Annotated in this window: 20 protein-coding genes; 13 read left to right on the forward strand and 7 right to left on the reverse strand. The window is 67.0% G+C overall.

Features of this window, described 5'->3' with window-relative positions; translation table 11 throughout:
* Positions 1-92: 92 nt before the first annotated feature.
* Both ROZ00_04695 and ROZ00_04700 read right to left on the reverse strand, forming a co-directional pair.
* The gene (locus ROZ00_04695) at positions 93-530 is read right to left on the reverse strand and encodes a thioesterase family protein (GenBank protein MDT3735502.1); all 438 of its coding nucleotides are present in this window, start codon (positions 528-530) and stop codon (positions 93-95) included.
* Positions 527-2,149 carry a 3-(methylthio)propionyl-CoA ligase gene (locus ROZ00_04700; GenBank protein ID MDT3735503.1) on the reverse strand — a complete coding sequence of 541 codons (1,623 nt, stop codon included), beginning with the start codon at positions 2,147-2,149 and terminating at the stop codon, positions 527-529. The genes ROZ00_04695 and ROZ00_04700 overlap by 4 nt, the downstream gene beginning before the upstream one ends.
* 44 nt (positions 2,150-2,193) lie before the next feature.
* Here ROZ00_04700 and ROZ00_04705 point away from each other — a divergent pair, with 44 nt between their 5' ends.
* The 3 genes from ROZ00_04705 (at position 2,194) to ROZ00_04715 (ending at position 4,963) form a co-directional block, all read left to right on the forward strand.
* Positions 2,194-2,331, forward strand: a complete 138-nt coding sequence (locus ROZ00_04705; protein ID MDT3735504.1) for a hypothetical protein — start codon at positions 2,194-2,196, stop codon at positions 2,329-2,331.
* Between the two features lie 113 nt (positions 2,332-2,444).
* The gene (locus tag ROZ00_04710; GenBank protein MDT3735505.1) at positions 2,445-2,678 is read left to right on the forward strand and encodes a hypothetical protein; all 234 of its coding nucleotides are present in this window, start codon (positions 2,445-2,447) and stop codon (positions 2,676-2,678) included.
* 128 nt (positions 2,679-2,806) lie between these two features.
* Entirely contained in the window at positions 2,807-4,963 is a 2,157-nt protein-coding gene (locus tag ROZ00_04715) for a CHASE domain-containing protein (protein ID MDT3735506.1), read from the forward strand.
* A gap of 26 nt (positions 4,964-4,989) precedes the next feature.
* Here ROZ00_04715 and yrfG read toward each other — a convergent pair whose 3' ends face one another.
* The 3 genes from yrfG to ROZ00_04730 are packed head-to-tail and all read right to left on the reverse strand — an operon-like array spanning position 4,990 to position 8,415.
* A complete protein-coding gene (gene yrfG / locus ROZ00_04720) occupies positions 4,990-5,643 on the reverse strand; it encodes a GMP/IMP nucleotidase (protein MDT3735507.1) in 654 nt (217 codons plus the stop codon).
* On the reverse strand, positions 5,640-6,887 hold the full coding sequence (locus ROZ00_04725; GenBank protein ID MDT3735508.1) for a GGDEF domain-containing protein: 1,248 nt from the start codon (positions 6,885-6,887) through the stop codon (positions 5,640-5,642). The genes yrfG and ROZ00_04725 overlap by 4 nt, the downstream gene beginning before the upstream one ends.
* Position 6,888: 1 nt before the next feature.
* Positions 6,889-8,415: a 3-hydroxyacyl-CoA dehydrogenase gene (locus ROZ00_04730; GenBank protein MDT3735509.1), complete on the reverse strand. Its 1,527-nt coding sequence runs from the start codon at positions 8,413-8,415 to the stop codon at positions 6,889-6,891.
* A gap of 102 nt (positions 8,416-8,517) precedes the next feature.
* Here ROZ00_04730 and ROZ00_04735 point away from each other — a divergent pair, with 102 nt between their 5' ends.
* Together ROZ00_04735 and ROZ00_04740 are read left to right on the forward strand one after the other, a co-directional pair.
* The gene (locus tag ROZ00_04735) at positions 8,518-8,952 is read left to right on the forward strand and encodes a universal stress protein (protein ID MDT3735510.1); all 435 of its coding nucleotides are present in this window, start codon (positions 8,518-8,520) and stop codon (positions 8,950-8,952) included.
* A complete protein-coding gene (locus ROZ00_04740; protein ID MDT3735511.1) occupies positions 8,949-10,322 on the forward strand; it encodes a sigma-54 dependent transcriptional regulator in 1,374 nt (457 codons plus the stop codon). The genes ROZ00_04735 and ROZ00_04740 overlap by 4 nt, the downstream gene beginning before the upstream one ends.
* 26 nt (positions 10,323-10,348) lie before the next feature.
* On the opposite strand, the gene ROZ00_04745 is transcribed toward ROZ00_04740, so the two are convergent.
* The gene (locus tag ROZ00_04745; protein MDT3735512.1) at positions 10,349-11,134 is read right to left on the reverse strand and encodes an outer membrane protein assembly factor BamD; all 786 of its coding nucleotides are present in this window, start codon (positions 11,132-11,134) and stop codon (positions 10,349-10,351) included.
* On the opposite strand from ROZ00_04745, the gene rluD reads away from it, so the two are divergent.
* From rluD to ROZ00_04765, 4 genes are read left to right on the forward strand one after another with little or no spacing between them, the layout of a single operon-like run.
* Positions 11,133-12,104 (forward strand): 23S rRNA pseudouridine(1911/1915/1917) synthase RluD, encoded by a 972-nt coding sequence (gene rluD, locus ROZ00_04750; GenBank protein ID MDT3735513.1) that lies wholly within the window; start codon positions 11,133-11,135, stop codon positions 12,102-12,104. The two genes, ROZ00_04745 and rluD, sit on opposite strands and share 2 nt — an antisense overlap.
* A complete protein-coding gene (gene pgeF, locus ROZ00_04755) occupies positions 12,101-12,826 on the forward strand; it encodes a peptidoglycan editing factor PgeF (GenBank protein MDT3735514.1) in 726 nt (241 codons plus the stop codon). The genes rluD and pgeF overlap by 4 nt, the downstream gene beginning before the upstream one ends.
* Complete coding sequence (locus tag ROZ00_04760; GenBank protein MDT3735515.1) at positions 12,826-13,722, forward strand: DMT family transporter; 897 nt, start codon at positions 12,826-12,828, stop codon at positions 13,720-13,722. The genes pgeF and ROZ00_04760 overlap by 1 nt, the downstream gene beginning before the upstream one ends.
* Positions 13,723-13,745: 23 nt before the next feature.
* Entirely contained in the window at positions 13,746-14,522 is a 777-nt protein-coding gene (locus ROZ00_04765; protein ID MDT3735516.1) for a ZIP family metal transporter, read from the forward strand.
* Here the strand turns inward: ROZ00_04765 and ROZ00_04770 are convergent.
* Positions 14,457-14,681 carry a hypothetical protein gene (locus ROZ00_04770; protein MDT3735517.1) on the reverse strand — a complete coding sequence of 75 codons (225 nt, stop codon included), beginning with the start codon at positions 14,679-14,681 and terminating at the stop codon, positions 14,457-14,459. The genes ROZ00_04765 and ROZ00_04770 overlap by 66 nt on opposite strands.
* Positions 14,682-14,870: 189 nt before the next feature.
* On the opposite strand from ROZ00_04770, the gene phaC reads away from it, so the two are divergent.
* The 4 genes from phaC (at position 14,871) to phaR (ending at position 18,790) form a co-directional block, all read left to right on the forward strand.
* On the forward strand, positions 14,871-16,508 hold the full coding sequence (gene phaC / locus ROZ00_04775; protein MDT3735518.1) for a class I poly(R)-hydroxyalkanoic acid synthase: 1,638 nt from the start codon (positions 14,871-14,873) through the stop codon (positions 16,506-16,508).
* Positions 16,509-16,576: 68 nt separating this feature from the next.
* Positions 16,577-17,317, forward strand: a complete 741-nt coding sequence (locus tag ROZ00_04780) for a beta-ketoacyl-ACP reductase (GenBank protein MDT3735519.1) — start codon at positions 16,577-16,579, stop codon at positions 17,315-17,317.
* A gap of 70 nt (positions 17,318-17,387) precedes the next feature.
* A complete protein-coding gene (locus ROZ00_04785; protein MDT3735520.1) occupies positions 17,388-18,128 on the forward strand; it encodes a beta-ketoacyl-ACP reductase in 741 nt (246 codons plus the stop codon).
* Between the two features lie 59 nt (positions 18,129-18,187).
* Positions 18,188-18,790, forward strand: a complete 603-nt coding sequence (gene phaR, locus ROZ00_04790; GenBank protein MDT3735521.1) for a polyhydroxyalkanoate synthesis repressor PhaR — start codon at positions 18,188-18,190, stop codon at positions 18,788-18,790.
* Positions 18,791-18,802 lie beyond the last annotated feature (12 nt).

Consider the following 18,802-nt stretch of genomic DNA (forward strand, 5'->3'; position numbering starts at 1 on the left):
GCCGAGCCGGATGAAAAGCAGATGCTTGGTTCCACTTTACCCGAACGGCCTTGAATGTCTACCTGCCCAAATGGCGTGTTCCGCAGAGCGGATCAAGCCGATGCTTTGGCGTGCGCGGCCTCGAAGTGCTCGATGGCGTGGCGCAATTTGTCCGGCACCGGCGCCGGGCGGCGCGTCTCCGGATCGGCGTTGACATACACCACTTCGCCGTCGACCAGCAGGCGGCCCTCACGGAAGATGCCGAGCTGGAAAGTGATGCTGGTCAGGCCGATGCGCGAGACATGCACGCCGATGTCGAGAATGTCGTCGTATTCGGCCGAGCCCTTGTAGTTGATCAGCGTCTTGACCACGTACAGATCGCTGCCCGAATCGGCGACGCCGTCCGGGTAGGGCAGGTTGATGGCGCGCCAGTACTCGGTGATGGCGACGTCGAAGTAGGTCAGGTAGTGGCCGTTGAAGACGATGCCCTGGCGGTCCACTTCGGCCCAGCGTACGCGCAGCTGGTGAAAAAAACTGTAGGGAGCGCTCATGTCGGCAACTGGTGGCCGCGGAATTCCTCGCGCAGCTTGGTCTTGAGGAGCTTGCCGGTGGCGGTGTGGGGCAGGCTGTCGACGAAGACGACATCGTCGGGCATCCACCACTTGGCGATCTTGTCGCGCATGAAGTCGAGCAGCTGCTCGCGCGTGACCTCCTGGCCGGGCTTCTTCACCACGATCAGCAGCGGCCGCTCGTCCCATTTCGGGTGGGCGATGCCGATCACCGCCGCTTCGGCCACGGCCGGATGCGCCACGGCGAGGTTCTCCAGGTCGATCGAGCTGATCCATTCGCCGCCGGACTTGATGACGTCCTTGGAGCGGTCGGTGATCTGCATGTAGCCGTCCGGGTCCAGCGTGGCGACGTCGCCGGTGGGAAACCAGCCGCCCTCGCGCAGGACGTTGCCGCCCTCGCCCTTGAAGTAGCCGGAGACGATCCACGGCCCGCGCACCAGCAGGTCGCCGAAGGCCTTGCCGTCGCGCGGCAGCTCCTTGCCTTCGTCGTCGACGATCTTCATGTCCACGCCGTAGATGGGGCGGCCCTGGTTCAGGCGCACCCTGTCGCGTTCGGCGTCGGAAAGGCCAAGGTGCTTGGCCTTGTAGGTGTTCACCGTACCGAGCGGGCTCATCTCGGTCATGCCCCAGGCGTGCAGCACGGTGACGCCGAACTGCTCGTCGAAGCTGCGGATCATGGCCGGCGGCGCCGCCGAGCCGCCGATCACCAGGCGCTTGACGGTGGACAGCTTGAGGCCCGTGCCCTGCAGGTGCTGCATCAGGCCGAGCCAGATCGTCGGCACGCCGGCGCTGACCGTGACCTTTTCCGTCTCGAAGAGTTCGTGCAGGCTGGCGCCGTCGAGCTGAGGGCCCGGCATCACCAGCTTGGCGCCGGCCAGCGCGCAGGCATAGGGCAGGCCCCAGGCGTTGACGTGGAACAGCGGCACCACCGGCAGCACGGTGTCGCGGGCGGAGAGGTTGAGCGCGTCCGGCAGGGCCGAGCCGTAGGCGTGCAGCACCGTCGAGCGGTGCGAGTAGAGGGCCCCCTTCGGGTTGCCCGTGGTGCCCGATGTGTAGCATAGCGACGAGGCGGTGAGCTCGTCGAATTCCGGCCACTCGTAGTCGTCGGAATGGGCGTTGACCAGCTCCTCGTAGCAGAGCAGGTCGAGCTTCGACTCGGGCATGTGGGCGCGGTCGGTCATCGCCACCCAGGACTTGACGCCCTTGCAGTGCGGCGCAACGCCTTCGATCAGCGGCAGGAAGGTCAGGTCGAAGAAGACCAGGCCGTCGTCGGCATGATTGATGATGTAGGCGATCTGCTCGGGAAACAGGCGGGGGTTCACCGTGTTGAGGATGGCGCCCATGCCGGAGACGCCGTAGTACAGCTCGAAGTGACGGTGGTTGTTCCAAGCCAGGGTTGCCACCCGGTCGGCCGGCTTCACGCCGAGCGACAGCAGGGCGCGGGCCAGCTGGCGGGAACGGCGGTGGGCATCGCGATAGGTATAACGGTAGAGGCCGCCGGTGGTTTCGCGCGAGACGATCGCGGTATCGCCGTGGTTGCGGTCGGCGTGCCGGATCAGCGACGAGATCATCAAGGGCATGTGCTGCATCAGGCCGTGCATGCGTTTCTCCCGTTTGATTTGGGCTTAAGAAAATCGAAAATAACATGACGGCACTCGCCTATTCAATCTCGCCGTTACATACACGAAGGCGCGGCGACAGTCGCGTGAAGGATCAAGGCTCCAAGGATATTCCGGATGCCTATACGGTGGGCATAGGGGAGGATAAAAAAATTCATTCGTGAATCGCACTGCAGCATCGTCAAAATTGCTTGAGCCGGAGCCGCAACTCGCTATAGGGTGTGGCCATAACATCAAGCCGGTTTGACCCAAGGCATATCAACGGAGGAGAGCGATCATGAAGACAAGCTGTGAATTGCACGCAAACGGCAGGCGGGGCGGGGGTTTCCTGCTGGCGCTGAGCGTCATGTGCCTTTCGGCGCTGGCGATCGGCTCCATCCTGCTGTCCTGGTTCGTCGGCGGGCTGGATTACGTCAAGAGCTTCTATGGCACGCATGCGCTGGCCACCCTGCTCGTGGCGTTTCTCGGCAGCGCCTATTTTTACGGCAAGGCGAAGCGGCGAACCGACTGATGCCTTTGCCGCATCCCTGAAAAGCCCCGCCGAATGCGGGGCTTTTTATTGCCCCCCACCGCCGCTTCGGTACTATTCGCGTTGCGGCTCCGAGCGGGCCTGCCCCGGAAAATGGCAACTTGATCGTAATGGAATCGACGCAAGCAAGGCGGCGCCAGGACAATGCAGCCGCCCCGCCCGGCAACGGACTCGGCATGTGGCCGGCGTGGCTGGTCCTTCTCATCTCGCTGGTCGCGACCGCGGCCATCTGGCAGTGGACGGCCGCCAGGATCGAAGAGCAAATGCGCACGGATTTCCAGGCCCGCGTGGCGGATATCCGCGGCAGCCTTGAATCCCGCCTGGCCGGGTATTCGCTGGTCCTGCGCGGTGCCGCCGCCCTGTTCTCGGCCAGCGAAGAGGTGACGCGCGAGGATTGGCATGAATACGTCGCCGGCCTGCAATTGCCCAGCGAGTATCCGGCCATCCAGGCCGTCGCTTTTGCCCGATACGTGCCTGCCGGCGGACTCGACAGCCTGGTTCGGCAGGTGCGGGCTTCGGGCGTGGCGGATTTCACCGTCTGGCCGGAGGGCCGGCGCGAGCACTATGTCGTCAACGTCTTCACCGAGCCCTATTCAGGGCTGAACGTTAAGGCGCTCGGCTACGACATGTGGCAGGACGGCATTCGGCGCCAGGCGATGGAGCAGGCCCTGCAGTCCGGTCGTGCCACCATCACGCGGAAGATCACGCTGAAAGTTGATGAGGGGGCCCCGGTCCCGGCCTTCATCATGTACCTGCCCGTATTTGACCGCAGCCGCACGACCTTGCACGGATTCGTCCTCAGTCCATTCCGCATGCCGGACGTGGCCGGCGTGGCCCTGGCCATCCACGACGGCGTGGAAATGACGGAAGCGGCCCTCCTCTATCGCGGGCCGAGGGAGAAGGCCGACCATACGCCGCGGTTTTCCGCCAGCGAGAGGATGCCTGTCGCCGGCCGCGAATGGGTGCTGAGCTTCGCCAGCGAGCCGTCTCTGGAGAAAGCCGCGGCAGCGAACCGCCCGTTGCAGGTGCTGGCCATCGGCATCGTGATCAGCCTGCTGCTGTTCGCGGTGATGTGGTCGGTCGTTTCGATGCGGCGGCGCGCCGTGCTGTTGGCGGAACGCATGACCCGCTCCCTGAGCGAAAGCGAACGGAAATACCGCCTGATCACCGAGAACGCCTCGGACGTGATCTGGCTGCTGGACGTGGACACCCAGCGCTTCCTCTATGTCAGCCCCTCGGTGGAGCGGCTGCGCGGCTTTACGCCGGAGGAGGTCATGAGCCAACCCATGCTCGAAGCCCTGACGCCACAGTCGCGCGAGCTGCTGCAGCGCATCCTTCCCGAGAACATCGCGGAATTCCAGCGCGGGGTCCGCAAGACCTACATCAACGAGGTGGAGCAGCCGCGCAAGGATGGCAGCGCGGTGTGGACCGAGACCTCCACCCGCTTCGAGCGCGACCCGACGAGCGGGCACCTTGTCGTTTATGGCGTCTCGCGCGACATCACCGAGCGCAAGGTGGCGGAGCGCCGGCTGCGCGATTTCAATGCCGAACTGGAGCGGCGCGTGCACCAGCGCACCGCCGAACTCGAACGCGCCAACCGGGACCTCGAGTCGTTCTCCTATTCCATTTCCCACGACCTGCGGGCACCCCTGCGCGCCATCAACGGCTTTTCCAGCATTCTCGCCAGCGAGGAGCGCGAACGCCTCTCGGCGGACGGCAAGGACCTGCTCGACCGCGTGGCGAAGGCGGCGACCAGGCTCGGCCAGCTGATCGACGACGTCCTCGAATACTCGCGGGCCGGCCGGCTGGCCAAGGCGGACGAGCGGGTCGACTTGCGCGTCCTGGCACAGAAGATCTCCGGCGAACTGGAGGAAACCTACCCGCATACCGCCATCACGGTGGGCGGGTTGCCGACGGTCCAAGGCGATCCGACCATGCTGCGGCAGATCCTCATCAACCTGGTGGGCAACGCCTGCAAGTATTCGTCCAGGCGCGCCCAGCCGATGGTCGAGATCGGCGCGCAAGAGGGACAGGACGAGGTCGTGATCCACGTGCAGGACAACGGCGCCGGCTTCGACATGCGCTATGCCGACAAGCTGTTCGGCATGTTCCAGCGGCTGCATCCGGAAAGCGACTTCCAGGGGACCGGCGTCGGCCTGGCGATCGTCAAGCGGCTGGTCGAGCGCCACGGAGGACGGGTCTGGGCGGAAGCCGAGCCGGACCGCGGCGCGACGTTCCGCTTCACGCTGGGGAAAGGTCGCGTTTAGGGCGCGGCCTTCGCCCCGCAGGAATGCTATTGCGGCAGGATCTCGGCGAAGTGCCGCAATGCGGCGAACTCGCCGACGTCCTTCTCGGGCTGGCGCGTATCGGGCCGGTAGACGGCGAGCAGGTGGGCGATGCCGGCCTGGCGCGCCGCGCGCAGCACCGGCAGGCTGTCGTCGATGAGGAGGGTGCGCGCAGGGTCGTAGGGCACCACGGCGCGCAGGGCCGGCCAGAAGGCGGGATCCTCCTTGGGCAGGCCGACCTCGTGCGAGGTGATGAGCAGGTCGAAGTGCACCTGCAGGCCGGTGCGGGCCATCTTCAGCGTGAGGCTCTTCTGGTGCGCGTTGGTGACGAGGACGACCCCCTTGCCCGCCGCGCGCAGCGCTTCGAGGAAGCGCGGCACGTCCGGATGCACCGCGATGAGATGCGCCACTTCCTCCTTCAGCCGGGCGATATCGAGCTGCAATTCGCGCGTCCAGAAATCCACGCAATACCAGTCCAGCGTGCCGACCTTGGCGCGGTAGATGTCGGTCAGGCGGCGGCGCGCTTCCGCGTGCGGCAGATCGTGCCGTTCGGCATAGCGCACCGGCACGTGTTCCTGCCAGAAGTGATTGTCGAAATGCAGGTCGAGCAGCGTGCCGTCCATGTCGAGGAGGACGGTGTCGATGGCGCGCCAGTCGATCATTTCCTATTGGTCCGCAGTGCCGACGCAGATGCGGCGGAATGCCCTGACGTCGACGCCAGGACCGCCGTCGTCTCCTCCAGCCAGGAGGCGGCCACGACGCGGTTGCGTCCGCCGCTCTTGGCGGCGTACAGCGCCTGGTCGGCGCGGTGCATGAGCTGGTCGATGGCGCGTTCGTGCGCGAGCAGTTGGGCGGCACCGATGCTGGCCGTGGTGGGCACCGGGAAGCCGGGTGCCGGCAGGCGTTCGGCCTCGGTCAGTTCGCGCAGCCGCTCGGCAATGCCCAATGCGACCTCCTCGGTGGCGTCGGGCAGCAGTACGGCGAATTCCTCGCCGCCCAGACGGGCGAAGAAATCGTATTCGCGCAGGTGCGGGTGCACCAGCGCGGCGAAGCGGCGCAGCGTTTCGTCGCCGGCGGCATGCCCGAGCGCGTCGTTGATCGACTTGAAGCGGTCGAGGTCGATCATCAGCAGCGACAGCGGCGTGCCCTTGCGCCGGCAGCGTGCCAGTTCCGATTCCGCGCGGGCATAGAAGACCCGGCGGTTGCCGATGCCGGTGAGCGCATCCAGCGTGGCCAGCCGGTTCAGTTCGGAGGCGAGCTGGTCGACGATCATCAGGGCGAAGCCCAGGCTCATCAGCATGGTGGTGATGTGGGCGCCGCCGAGAATCATCCCCTGCCAGAAATGGGGTGCGAAGAGATGGGCCGGGGGGTTGTCGGAGAATATGGCGTGCAGCAGGCGCCCGGTCATCAGGGCGCAGCCGAGCAGGAAGAGCAGGCCGGTGAAGCGGTGCGAAACCGGCTTTTCGGAAGACAGCGGCAGCAGCAGCCGGGCGGAACTGAGGCCGGTGAGAATCATCAGCGCGATGGACAGCGTTCCCACCGCCAGGCGATGGGGTGCCGCTGAGCTCCACAGCATGGCAAAGATGACGCCGGCGGCGGCCACTGTCGCCCAGGCAAGCCGGTTGCTGGGCTTGTCGCCGAGCAGGCGCTGGATGGCGAGGTAGTAGAGCGCCGTGGTCGCCACCAGCAGGGTATTGCCGACGACGCGTGCGGGCAGTTCATTGGCGGTCTGGGACAGGCCGAGCAGCAGCAGGCCGGCGGCGAGTGCGATGTTGGCGCCGGTCCAGTGCCAGACGCCGCGCACGCTGGCTGCATAGAAGCGAGAGACGGCCAGCAGCACCAGGGCGGTGGGCACCGCCGTGAAGGCCATCAGCAGCAGGATGGTGCGCGCGTCGAGCAGCAGCAACTCAGGCCTCTTGCGTGAGCAACGAGGCGCCGAGCTGTGCGCGCCGCTTCAGCCAGGGGCTGGGCCGGTAGCGCGGATCGCCGCAGCCGGCCTGCAGGTTTTCCAGGATGGCGAGGACAGTGCGCGCGCCAAGCGCGTCGCCCAACGCCAGCGGGCCACTGGGATAGCCGAGGCCGAGGGTGACGGCGCGGTCGATGTCCGCAGGCAGCGCGATGCCCTGCTGGGCGATGTCGCAGCCGATGTTGACGATGTGCGCCAGCACGCGCTGCGCGACGCAACCGGCGCTGTCGCGGACGACGGACGCCGCCACGCCATCGGCGGCGAAGAGGCCGTGCGCCGCCTCGCGCATGGCGGTCGAGGTGAGGGGCGTGGTCATCAGGGTACGGTGCCGGTCGAGGCCGCAGAGTGCGTCGATGGCGACGGTGCGCGTGGCATCCAGCCCCTCGCGTGCCGCACAGGTGCTGGCGTCCTCGCCGAGCGGCGTGACGATGCAGAGGGCGCCGTCCTGCGGAGACTGACTTTCGTCGAGCGTGCAGCCGAGCTTGCGCACCAGTTCGCGCACGGCGGCAGCCAGCGGCGGACGCGCACTGCTCACCCAGACGCGGGCCGGGCGCGCGGCGGAGGCGATTGGCGTCGGCGGCACCTGCTGCTTGCCGTCCGGGTACTCGTAGAAGCCGCGGCCGCTCTTGCGCCCGAGCAGCCCGCCGGCCAGGCGCTGCGCCGCCAAGGCGGAGGGCCGGTAGCGCGGTTCCTGGTAGTACTGGTGGTAGATCGACTCCATCACCGGATGCGAGACGTCGAGGCCGGTCAGGTCGAGCAGCTCGAACGGCCCCATGCGAAAGCCGCCCGCCCCGCGCAGGATGGCGTCGATGACATGGCATTCGGCGACGTTCTCGCCGAGCAGGCGCAGGGCCTCGGTGACGTAGCCGCGGCCGGCGTGGTTCACGATGAACCCCGGCGTGTCCTTGGCGCGCACCGGCGTATGGCCCATGCGCCGGGCCAGTCCGGTCAGGGCCTCGCCGACCCACGGCTCGGTGAGCAGGGCATCGACGACTTCGACGACCTTCATCAGCGGCACCGGATTGAAGAAATGGTAGCCGGCGATGCGGCCCGGCCTGCGGCAGGCGGCGGCGATCTCCGTCACCGACAGCGAGGAAGTGTTGCTGGCGAGGATGCAGCCCTCGCCGACGATGCCTTCGAGCGCGGCGAACAGCTGGCGCTTGGCCTCCAGCTTCTCGATGATGGCTTCGACGACGATGTGGCAGGGCGCAAAGGCGTCCAGCGACTCGGCGGGTACGATGCGGGCGGCCGCTGCGTCGGCGGCCTCCCGGGCGATCTTGCCCTTGGCGGCCAGTCCGGACAACGTGGAGGCGATGGTCTGCTGTGCGGCGGCGGCGGCGCCTGGCGCGAGGTCGAAGAGCAGGACGCGGATGCCGGCCTGGGCGGCGATCTGCGCGATGCCGCGGCCCATGGCGCCGGCGCCGGCGATGCCCAGGGTCAGGTCGGGGGAGTCGATGTCGGGTTTCATGTTCGCGGAATCGTCGGACGCCGAAGTATAAGTCACGATTGAACCGGCGTGTCCCTTCCATTACCATCGCCGGATCGCGACAATTACAGAGCGGAGGGGGATATGTACCGCAAGGTGCTGCTGGCCTACGATGGTTCGCAGAGCGGGAGAACCGCGCTGCTCGAGTGCGCCGACATCAACAATTTCCTGCATGCCGAGATCCACCTGCTGGCGGTGGCGCCGCTGATGGCCGGGCTCTACCTGACCGAGGGCTTCGTGCCGGACACGCTGCAGGAGGACGAGAACCGGCGCTTCAAGGACATTCTCGACGAGGGGCTGAGGCTGCTCGCGGAGAAGGGGGTGAAGGCCGAGGGCCACGTCGTCACCGGCGAGCCGGTCGACGAGATCTGCCGGCTTGCCGGCGAGCTGGGCGCCGACCTGATCGTCGTCGGCCATCGCAAGCACGCCTTCTTCATGTCGCGCTGGTGGAAGGGCTCGGTGGGCTCGACCCTCATCGAGGACGCCCCCTGCAGCGTGCTGATTGCGCTGGCCCGATGAACCACCCGGCGCCGGCGCCCGTCCGTCCCGCTGCCCGGGCCAATGCCTGGCAGCAGTACTCCGTCCTTGTCGTCGACGACGAGGAAGGCATGCGCAGCTTTCTGCACAAGACGCTCGCCAGCCGCTGCGGCCTGGTCGAGACGGCGGGCAGCGCGGAAGAGGGGCGGACGCTGTTCAACCGCATCCACTTCGACCTGATCATCCTCGACATCTCGCTGCCCGGCAAAAGCGGGGTGGAGTGGCTCGACGAGCTGCGCGACGGCGGCTTCCAGGGCGACGTCATCCTGATCACCGCCTTCGCCGACATCGACACGGCCATCCACGCCCTGCGCGCCGGGGCTTCGGATTTCATCCTCAAGCCCTTCCGCGTCGACCAGATCCTCAACGCCATCCGCAAGTGCTTCGACCGTGCCCGCCTGCTGCGCGAGAATTTCGTGCTGCGGCGCGAGGTGGCCGAGCGCTCCGGCGGCATCGAGGGCATCGTCGGTTGCTCGGACGCCATGAGCCGGCTGTGCCAGATGATCAAGCGCGTCGCCGCCATGCCCAGCACCGTCCTGCTGCAGGGCGAGTCGGGCGTCGGCAAGGAAGTGGCGGCGCGAGCCCTGCACAGCATGAGCCCGCGCGCGCAACGGCCCTTCGTGCCGGTTAACTGCGGTGCCATCTCGCCCGAGCTGATCGAGTCCGAGCTGTTCGGCCACGTCAAGGGCGCCTTCACCGGCGCCAGCGATGCGCACCACGGCCTCTTCTACTACGCCCGCGGCGGCACGCTGTTCCTCGACGAGATCGCCGAGTTGCCCCTGCCGATGCAGGCCAAGCTGCTGCGCGTGCTGGAGGACCGCATGATCCGCCCGGTCGGCTCGACGCGGGAAATCCCGGTGGACATCCGCATCGTGGCGGCGACCAACCGCAACCTCGCCGACGAAGTCAGGCACGGCCGCTTCCGCCAGGACCTGTTCTACCGCCTCGACGTGGTGAATATCGTGATCCCCCCGCTGCGCCAGCGGCGCGAGGACATCCTCCCGCTGGCGAGCCACTTTGCCGCGCAGCTGGCTTCGCACCTCGGCTTGCCCGCCGTGCCGCTCGACGAGGATACCGCCGCCCGCCTGCGCTCCTACGGCTGGCCCGGCAATGTGCGCGAACTCAAGAACCTGGTCGAGCGCTCGCTCATCCTCGGCTATTTCCCGCTGGACGCGCTGCCCGGGGAGGGGCAGGCGGAATCGGCCGCCTCGGCCGCGGCACTCGATGCGGTGGAGAAGAGCCACATCCTGGAAGTGCTCGCCGCCTGCAGCGGCAACAAGTCGGAGGCGGCGCGCCGGCTCGGCGTCTCGCGCAAGACGGTCGAGCGCAAGCTGGCGCAGTGGGGCGTATAGGCCGGTCCGAAGCCCGACCTACCGGATCACCACAACTTCCACCAGGGCTCCTTGCGGTCGAGTCCGCGCTTGTAGTAATCGCTGTTGGGGAAGTTGGTGCGCATGACGCGCTCGGCGTCGTCGCGCAGGTCGTTCAGTCCGAGCGCATCGTAGGACTTCACCAGGATGAACAGCGCCTCCTCGTTGGCCGGCGCATCGACGTAGGTCTTCACGGCGGTCTGGGCGCGGCTGGCGGCCGCGACATAGGCGCCGCGCTTGAGGTAGTAGCGCGCGACGTGCACCTCGTGCGAGGCGAGGGCATTCACCAGGTACTTCATTCGCGCGGCGGCGTCGGCGGCGTACTTGCTGTCGGGGAACTTGGCGACCAGCTCCTTGAAGGCGTCGAAGGATTCGCGCGCCGCCTTCGGATCGCGTTCCGACATATCCTGCATGCTGACGTAGCCGAGGATGCCCAGATCCTCGTTGAAATTCACCAGGCCCTTCAGGTAATAGACGTAATCGACGTTGGGGTGGTTCGGGTGCAGCTTGATGAAGCGGTCGCAGGCGGCGATGGCGGAGGCCGGCTCGTTGGCCTTGTAGTAGGCGTAGGCGATCTCGATCTGCGCCTGCTGCGCGTAGCGGCCAAAGGGATAGCGCGATTCGAGGATCTCGAAGTACTTGACGGCCTTTTCGTAGGAGCCATCGCCCATGGCTTCCTTCGCTGCGGAATACAGGCGGTTGGCCGACCAGCCGGCGGTCTCGTCCTTCAGCTCCGGCAGCAGTCCGCAGCCGCCGAGCAGCAAGGCAAGAATAAACGCTAGACTACGCATGATGAATTCCCTGCAAAGAAAGCGCGCAGATTATAGCGCAAAGGCATCCGACGGCCCGGCACGCGTCCTTGAGATTCCGGCGGATTGCGCCGGGCTGCGCCTCGATCAGGCGCTGGCGCGCCTGCTGCCGGAGCATTCGCGCAGCAGGCTTGCTGCCTGGGTGAAGCAGGGGAAAGTCAGTCTCGACGACACGCCGGCGGACGCCAAGCGCAAGGTCTGGGGCGGCGAGCGGATCACGCTCGAGGAGGAAACGCTGCCCGGGGAGACGGCGCAGCAGCCGGAGGACATTCCCCTGGCGATCCTGCACGAGGACGCGCACATCCTCGTCATCGACAAGCCGGCCGGGCTGGTGGTGCACCCGGGCAGCGGCAACTGGCAGGGCACGCTGCTCAACGCCCTGCTGCACCATGCGCCGCAGCTCGCCGGCATTCCGCGCGCCGGCATCGTGCACCGCCTGGACAAGGACACCAGCGGGCTGCTCGTCGTCGCCAAGACGCTGGAGGCGCAGACCGACCTCGTGCGCCAGCTCGCGGCGCGCACGGTGAGGCGGCATTACCTGGCGCTGGCGCACGGCCGCGTCGCCCGCGACGGCGTCGTCGATGCGCCGATCGGCCGCCATCCGGTGCAGCGCACGAAGATGGCAGTGGTCGGCGGCGGTCGGGCGGCGCGCACGCACTACCGCGTGCTGGAGCGCTTCGCGCACGCCACCCTGCTCGAGTGCGCGCTGGAGACGGGACGCACCCACCAGATTCGCGTGCACATGGCCGACATCGGCCATCCCCTCGTCGGCGATCCGGTCTACGGGCCGCGCAAACCGAGGCAGGCGCGGCTGGAGGCGTTTCCGCGCCAGGCCCTGCATGCCTGGCGCCTGGCGCTGGTGCATCCGGCGACGCGCACGGAGACGGGCTGGGAGGCGCCGCTGCCGGAAGATTTCGCGGCACTGCTCGCGTCCCTTCGGGCAGAAGCCGCATGACGGATTGGATCGCCCCCGACTGGCCGGCGCCGGCGCAGGTTAGGGCCCTCGTCACGACGCGGGCGGGCGGCGCCAGCGAGGGGCCCTATGCCTCGATGAATCTCGCCGCGCATGTCGGAGACAATGCCGCTGCCGTGGCGGAGAATCGCCGCCGGTTGCGCGCCCATGTGCCTGCCGAGCCGCTCTGGCTCTCCCAGGTGCATGGCGTCTCCGTCGTGCGCGCCGAGGATGCCGTCGAGGGCGCCGAGGCCGATGCCGCCTTTGCGCGCCGCGCAGGCAGGGTGTGCGCCGTCCTCACCGCGGACTGCCTGCCGGTGCTGCTGTGCGACGATGCCGGCACCGTCGTCTGCGCGGCGCATGCCGGCTGGCGCGGCCTCGCCGGCGGCGTCCTCGAAGCGGCCGTGCATGCAATGGACGTGCCGCCGGCGCGACTGATGGCCTGGCTTGGCCCGGCCATCGGCCCGCGGGCCTTCGAAGTCGGGGCGGAGGTGCGCGAGGCCTTCCTCGCGCATGCGCCCGGGGCGACGACGGCCTTCACGCCGAAGGCGAACGGCAAGTGGCTGGCGGACCTCTACCGGTTGGCCGAGTTGCGGCTGAATGCGCTGGGCCTCTCGCGCGTTTTCGGCGGCGGTTATTGCACTTACAGCGAGGCGGAGCGCTTCTATTCCTTCCGCCGCGAGAAGGCCACCGGCCGCATGGCCTCCCTGATCTGGATGGAGTGATGGAAAGAAAAACGCATCTCGATTCGACGGCCATGGCCCTGATGGTGGTGCTGTGCGCGGCCTGGGGACTGCAGCAGGTGGCGGTGAAGCTGGCCATGGCCGGCATCTCGCCGGTCTGGCAGGCCAGCCTGCGCTCGATCGGCGCGGCGCTCCTGGTGTGGGCCTGGGCAGCGGTGAAGGGCATCCGGCTGTTCGGTCGCGACGGCACGCTCGGCGCCGGGTTGCTCTCGGCGGCGCTCTTCGCCGGGGAATTCGCCTTCATCTACTGGGGCCTCACCTACACTTCAGCCTCGCGCGGCGTGGTGTTCCTGTACACGGCGCCGTTCATGATCGCCCTGGGGGCGCATTGGTTCCTGCCCGGCGAGAAGCTGCGCCCACTGCAATGGCTCGGCCTGGCCTGTGCCTTTGCCGGCATCCTCGCCGCCTTCGGCGAATCGCTCGGCCTGCCGTCGCAAAGTCAGCTCCTGGGGGACGGCATGCTGTTCCTCGCCGCGGTGCTGTGGGCGGCCACCACGCTGGTGATCAAGGGCAGCGCGCTCGCCAAAGTCAGTCCCGCCAAGACGCTGTTCTACCAGTTGGCCGGCTCGGCGCTGGTGCTGCCGATCGTCGCACTGGCACTGGGCGAGCCCGGCATCATCGCGCTGACGCCGCTGGCTCTGGCGAGCCTCGCCTACCAGACGGTGCTGGTGGCCTTCGCCAGCTACCTCGCCTGGTTCTGGCTCGTATCCACTTATCCGGCCGGGCGGCTGGCGGCCTTCTCCTTCCTGACGCCGCTGTTCGGCGTGCTGGCCGGCGCGCTGTTGCTCGGCGAGCGTATCAGCGCCGTGCTGGCGGCGGCGCTGGTGCTGGTCGTGCTCGGCATCTGGCTGGTCAACCGGCCGCCGAGAGCGGCTTGAGTCACCGCGTATAATCCGCGCCCATGTCCGTTCTCGCCTGGATTCTTGTCACTTCGCTCGCCGGCGGCGCGCTGTCGGTGATGGCCGCCGCCTTGTTCGCCCTGACGGCGCGCGGCGGCTGGGTGCCGCATCTGATCAGCTACGCCATCGGCGCGCTGCTGGGCGCCGCCTTCCTCGAGGTGCTGCCCAACGCCATCGAGGCGCATGGCGACGCCGGCACGGCGACCGCGATCGTGCTGGCCGGCATCCTCGGCTTCTTCGTGCTGGAAAAACTGGTGCTGTGGCGGCATTGCCACGACGATCATTGCGAGGGGCACGAGCCGCAGGCGCCCGCGCATGACCACGGCCGCAGCGGCCTGCTCATCCTGGTGGGGGACACCTTCCACAATTTCGTCGATGGCGTGCTGATTGCCGCCGCCTTCATGCAGGACGTGCGTCTGGGGGTCGTCACGGCGCTGGCCATCATCGCCCACGAGATCCCGCAGGAGGTCGGCGACTTCCTCATCCTGCTGCACTCGGGCTATTCGCGCCTGAAGGCGCTGGTCTTCAACCTGCTCTCCAGCGTCGCCACCCTGGTGGGCGGCCTGCTCGCCTATTTCGCGCTTTCGGCGGTGCAAGGGGTGGTGCCGGTATTCCTGGCGCTGGCGGCCGCCAGCATGATCTATGTCGCCGTGGCCGACCTGATTCCCGGCCTGCACAAGCGCACCGAATTGCGCGCCACGCTGCAGCAGGTGCTACTCATTGCGGCCGGCGTCGCCACCATCCTGCTGGCGCACTTCCTCGTCGGCCATCACGACTGAACGTCGCCGGCGTCGCGCCGGGGTGCCGACCAGCCAGAGGAAGAGGGCGAGCGGGGCCAGCCCGTAGAAGAAAAAGGTCAGGATGCCGGCGGTGACGCTGGACTCCGTCACGGCCATCATCAGGACGACCCAGAGCCAGCCGATGGCAACGATGTACATGGCCCCATTCTACCTGCCGGCACGTCGTTGACAGGGGGTATGGTGCGGTGCAAAATCCTTCTCCAATCCGACGGTTGCACCATTTGCAATCGCCATAGGGAGATGCGGTAGATGTCCGGTAACCCACAGCCCGACGCGGCTGCCATGCAGAACCTTTTTCAGGCCGGGCAGGCGTTCGCGCAGGGGTTCATGAATTTCATGACGCAGCAGCAGGGCACCCAGGCCGGCCAGGCCATGCCGGTGCCGCAATTTCCACAGAACGAAGCCCTCGCCAGCCTGCAGAAGGAGTTCGCCGCGCGCCACGTCGCCCTCTGGCAGGACATGCTGCAACGCGGGCAGGGCGGCGGCGCGGTCGACGTGAAGGACAAGCGTTTCGCCGCGCCGGAGTGGTCCGAGAGTCCCTATTTCGATTATCTGCGCCAGGCCTATCTGCTCAATGCCGAATTCCTCGGCAGGCTGGCCGATGCAGTGCCGATGGACGACGAGGCCGTGCGCGGCCGGTTCAAATTCTTCAGCCGGCAGTTCATCGACGCCATGGCGCCCTCCAACTTCGCAGCCACCAATCCGGAATTCATCAGGACGGCGCTGGCCACGCAGGGCGCCAGCATCACGACCGGCATCCAGAATCTCGTCGCCGACCTCGGCAAGGGCCGCATCTCGATGACCGACGATGCCGCCTTCGAAGTGGGGCGCAACCTGGCGGTGACGCCCGGGCAGGTGATCTTCGAGAACGCGCTGATCCAGCTCATCCAGTACGCGCCGGCGACGGCGAAGGTGCGCGCGCGGCCGCTGGTGATCGTGCCGCCCTGCATCAACAAGTTCTACATCCTCGACCTGCAGCCTGAAAATTCCTTCGTGCGCCACGCCGTCGAGCAGGGCATGACGGTGTTCCTCGTCTCATGGCGCAACCCGCAGGCCGACCTCGGCCATCTCGGCTGGGACGATTACATCGAGAAGGGGGCGCTGGCGGCGCTCGACGTGGCACAGGAGATCAGCGGCGCCGACAAGCTCAATGCGCTCGGCTTCTGCGTCGGCGGCACCATCCTCGCCGCCGCACTCTCCGTCGCCAAGGCGCGCGGCGAGGACCGGGTGGCGAGCCTGACCCTGCTTACCTCGCTGCTCGACTTTTCCGACGGCGGTGAGGTCACGAACTACGTCGACGAAGCCTCCGTCGCGGCGCGCGAGAAGGTGATCGGCAGCGGCGGGCTGCTGCGCGGCGCCGAGCTGGCCTCGGCCTTCTCCAGCTTGCGCGCCAACGACCTCATCTGGCAGTACGTCGTCGGCAACTACCTGAAGGGCGGCAAGCCGCCGGCCTTCGACCTGCTCTACTGGAACGCCGACAGCACCAACCTGCCCGGACCCTTCGCCGTCTGGTACTTGCGCCGCCTCTACCTGGAGAACGCCCTGCGCGAGCCCGGCCGGCTGGCGATGTGCGGCACGACGGCCGACCTCGGCCGGCTCGACATGCCGGCCTACATCTACTCCAGCCGGGAAGACCACATCGTGCCCTGGAAGAGCGCCTATCTGTCGCGCGACCTGCTCGGCGGCGAGACGACCTTCGTGATGGGGGCCAGCGGCCATATTGCCGGCGTGGTGAACCCGCCGGCCAAGGGCAAGCGCAGCCACTGGCGCAACGAGGCCGTGGCCGCCACGGCGGAGGAGTGGCTGGCCGGCGCGACGGAGCACAAGGGCAGCTGGTGGCCGCATTGGATAGAATGGCTCAGGCGCTACGCCGGCGAGGAGCGCGCGGCGCCGAAGAAGCAGGGCAGCAAAAGCCACAAGCCGATCGAGGCGGCACCCGGGCGCTACGTGAAGGAAAAGGCCTAGACCGACCGCGCAACAGGGGAAACGCGGCCGGACGCAACGAGTCCCCGTCAAGCAAAGGAGAGAGAATCATGTCGAGAGTCGCACTGATAACGGGAGGCATGGGCGGACTGGGCGAGGCGGTCTGCATCAAGATGGCCGCGCTGGGCTACAAGGTCGTGACGACCTACAGCCCGAGCAACACCAAGGCCGGGGACTGGCTGAAGCAGATGAAGGCGCAGGGTTTCGATTTCCACGCCTATCCCTGCGACGTGGCCGATTTCGATTCGTGCAAGGCCTGCGTGGACACGGTGACGAAGGACATCGGCCCGGTCGACGTCCTGGTCAACAACGCCGGCATCACGCGCGACATGACCTTCAAGAAGATGACGAAGGGCGACTGGGACGTGGTCATGAAGACCAACCTCGACAGCGTCTTCAACATGACCAAGCAGGTGATGGACGGCATGATGGAGCGCGGCTGGGGCCGGGTGGTCAACGTCTCCTCGGTCAACGGCCAGAAGGGCGCCTTCGGCCAGACCAACTATTCCGCCGCCAAGGCCGGCATGCACGGCTTCACCAAGGCGCTGGCGCTCGAGGTGGCGAAGAAGGGCGTGACGGTGAACACCATCAGCCCGGGCTACATCGGCACCAAGATGGTGATGGCGATCCCGCAGGAGGTGCTGGATTCGAAAATCCTGCCGCAGATCCCGCAGGGGCGCCTGGGCAAGCCGGAGGAAGTGGCCGGCCTGGTGGCCTACCTGGCTTCCGAGGAGGCGGCGTTCGTGACGGGCGCCAACATCTCGATCAACGGCGGCCAGCACATGTTCTGATGCATTTCCCGGCCGCCACGGGCTCGGGCGGCCGGCCTTCGGTTTTTTTGTTGTCATGGGAAGCACTGCAATGTCAAAGAGGGTAGCGCTCGTTACGGGCGGCATGGGCGGACTGGGCACGGCGATCTGCCGCGCCCTGGCCGAGGACGGATTCGTCGTGGTGGCCAACTGCCTGCCCGGTTTCCCGCAGAAGGACGAGTGGCTGGCGCAGAACAGGGCGGCCGGCTTCGAATTCCACGCGGCCGAGGGCAACGTGTCCGACTACGAGGACTGCAGCGCGATGGTCAGGCGCATCGAGTCGGAGATCGGGCCGGTGGACGTCCTGGTGAACAACGCCGGCATCACGCGCGACGCCATGTTCCGCAAGATGCAGGCGTCCGACTGGAACGCGGTGATCGATGTGAACCTCAACAGCGTCTTCAACGTCACCCACCAGGTGCTGAACGGCATGGCCGAGCGCGGCTGGGGCCGCATCATCAACATCTCTTCGGTGAACGGCGTCAAGGGGCAGTTCGGCCAGGCCAACTATTCGGCGGCGAAAGCCGGCATCCTCGGCTTCACCAAGGCCATCGCCCAGGAAGTGGCGCGCAAGGGCGTCACCGTGAATGCCATCGCGCCGGGCTACATCGGCACCGACATGGTGATGGCGATCAAGCCGGAGGTGCGCGAGCAGATCGTCGCGCAGATCCCGATGGGTCGCCTCGGCAAGCCGGAGGAAATCGGCAAGCTGGTGGCCTACCTGTCTTCGGAATACGCCGGCTATATGACGGGATCGACCTTGTCTATCAACGGCGGCCTGCACATGAGTTGAACGGACGAAAGCCCCTGGGCTTTCTGCGTATAATCGAACGGTTGAGGGGGAGAGAGAACATGGCCGAGCAGTCCAGACTGATCAAGAAATACCCGAACCGGCGTCTCTACGACACCAGGACGAGTTCCTACATCACGCTGTCCGACGTCAAGGAACTTGTGCTGAAGAACGAGGACTTCCAGGTCGTCGACGCCAAGAGCAGCGAGGACCTCACGCGCAGCATCCTGCTGCAGATCATCCTCGAGGAGGAAACCGGCGGCATGCCGATGTTCACCAGCGACCTGCTGTCGCAGATGATCCGCTTCTACGGCAACGCCATGCAGGGCATGATGGGCAAGTACCTCGAGGGCAACATCAAGGCCTTCACCGACATGCAATCCAAGCTGCAGGAGCAGGCCCAGGCCATGTACGGCGAGAACAATCCCGCCAGCAAGGACCTGTGGGCGCAGTTCCTCAACTTCCAGGGTCCCGCCATGCAGAGCATGATGGGCGCCTACATGGAGCAGTCTAAGAACATGTTCATGCAGATGCAGGAACAGATCGAGAGCCAGACGCGCAACATGTTCTCCGGCTTCCAGTTCCCCAATTTCGCCGCGCCGGCCGCCGGCAAGCCGGACGAAAGGAAGGAAGCCGCCGACGCGCCGACGCCCGAGAAAAAGTAAGCGCAACGTCAG

Source organism: Denitratisoma sp., from assembly GCA_032027165.1.
Lineage (GTDB): Bacteria > Pseudomonadota > Gammaproteobacteria > Burkholderiales > Rhodocyclaceae > Desulfobacillus.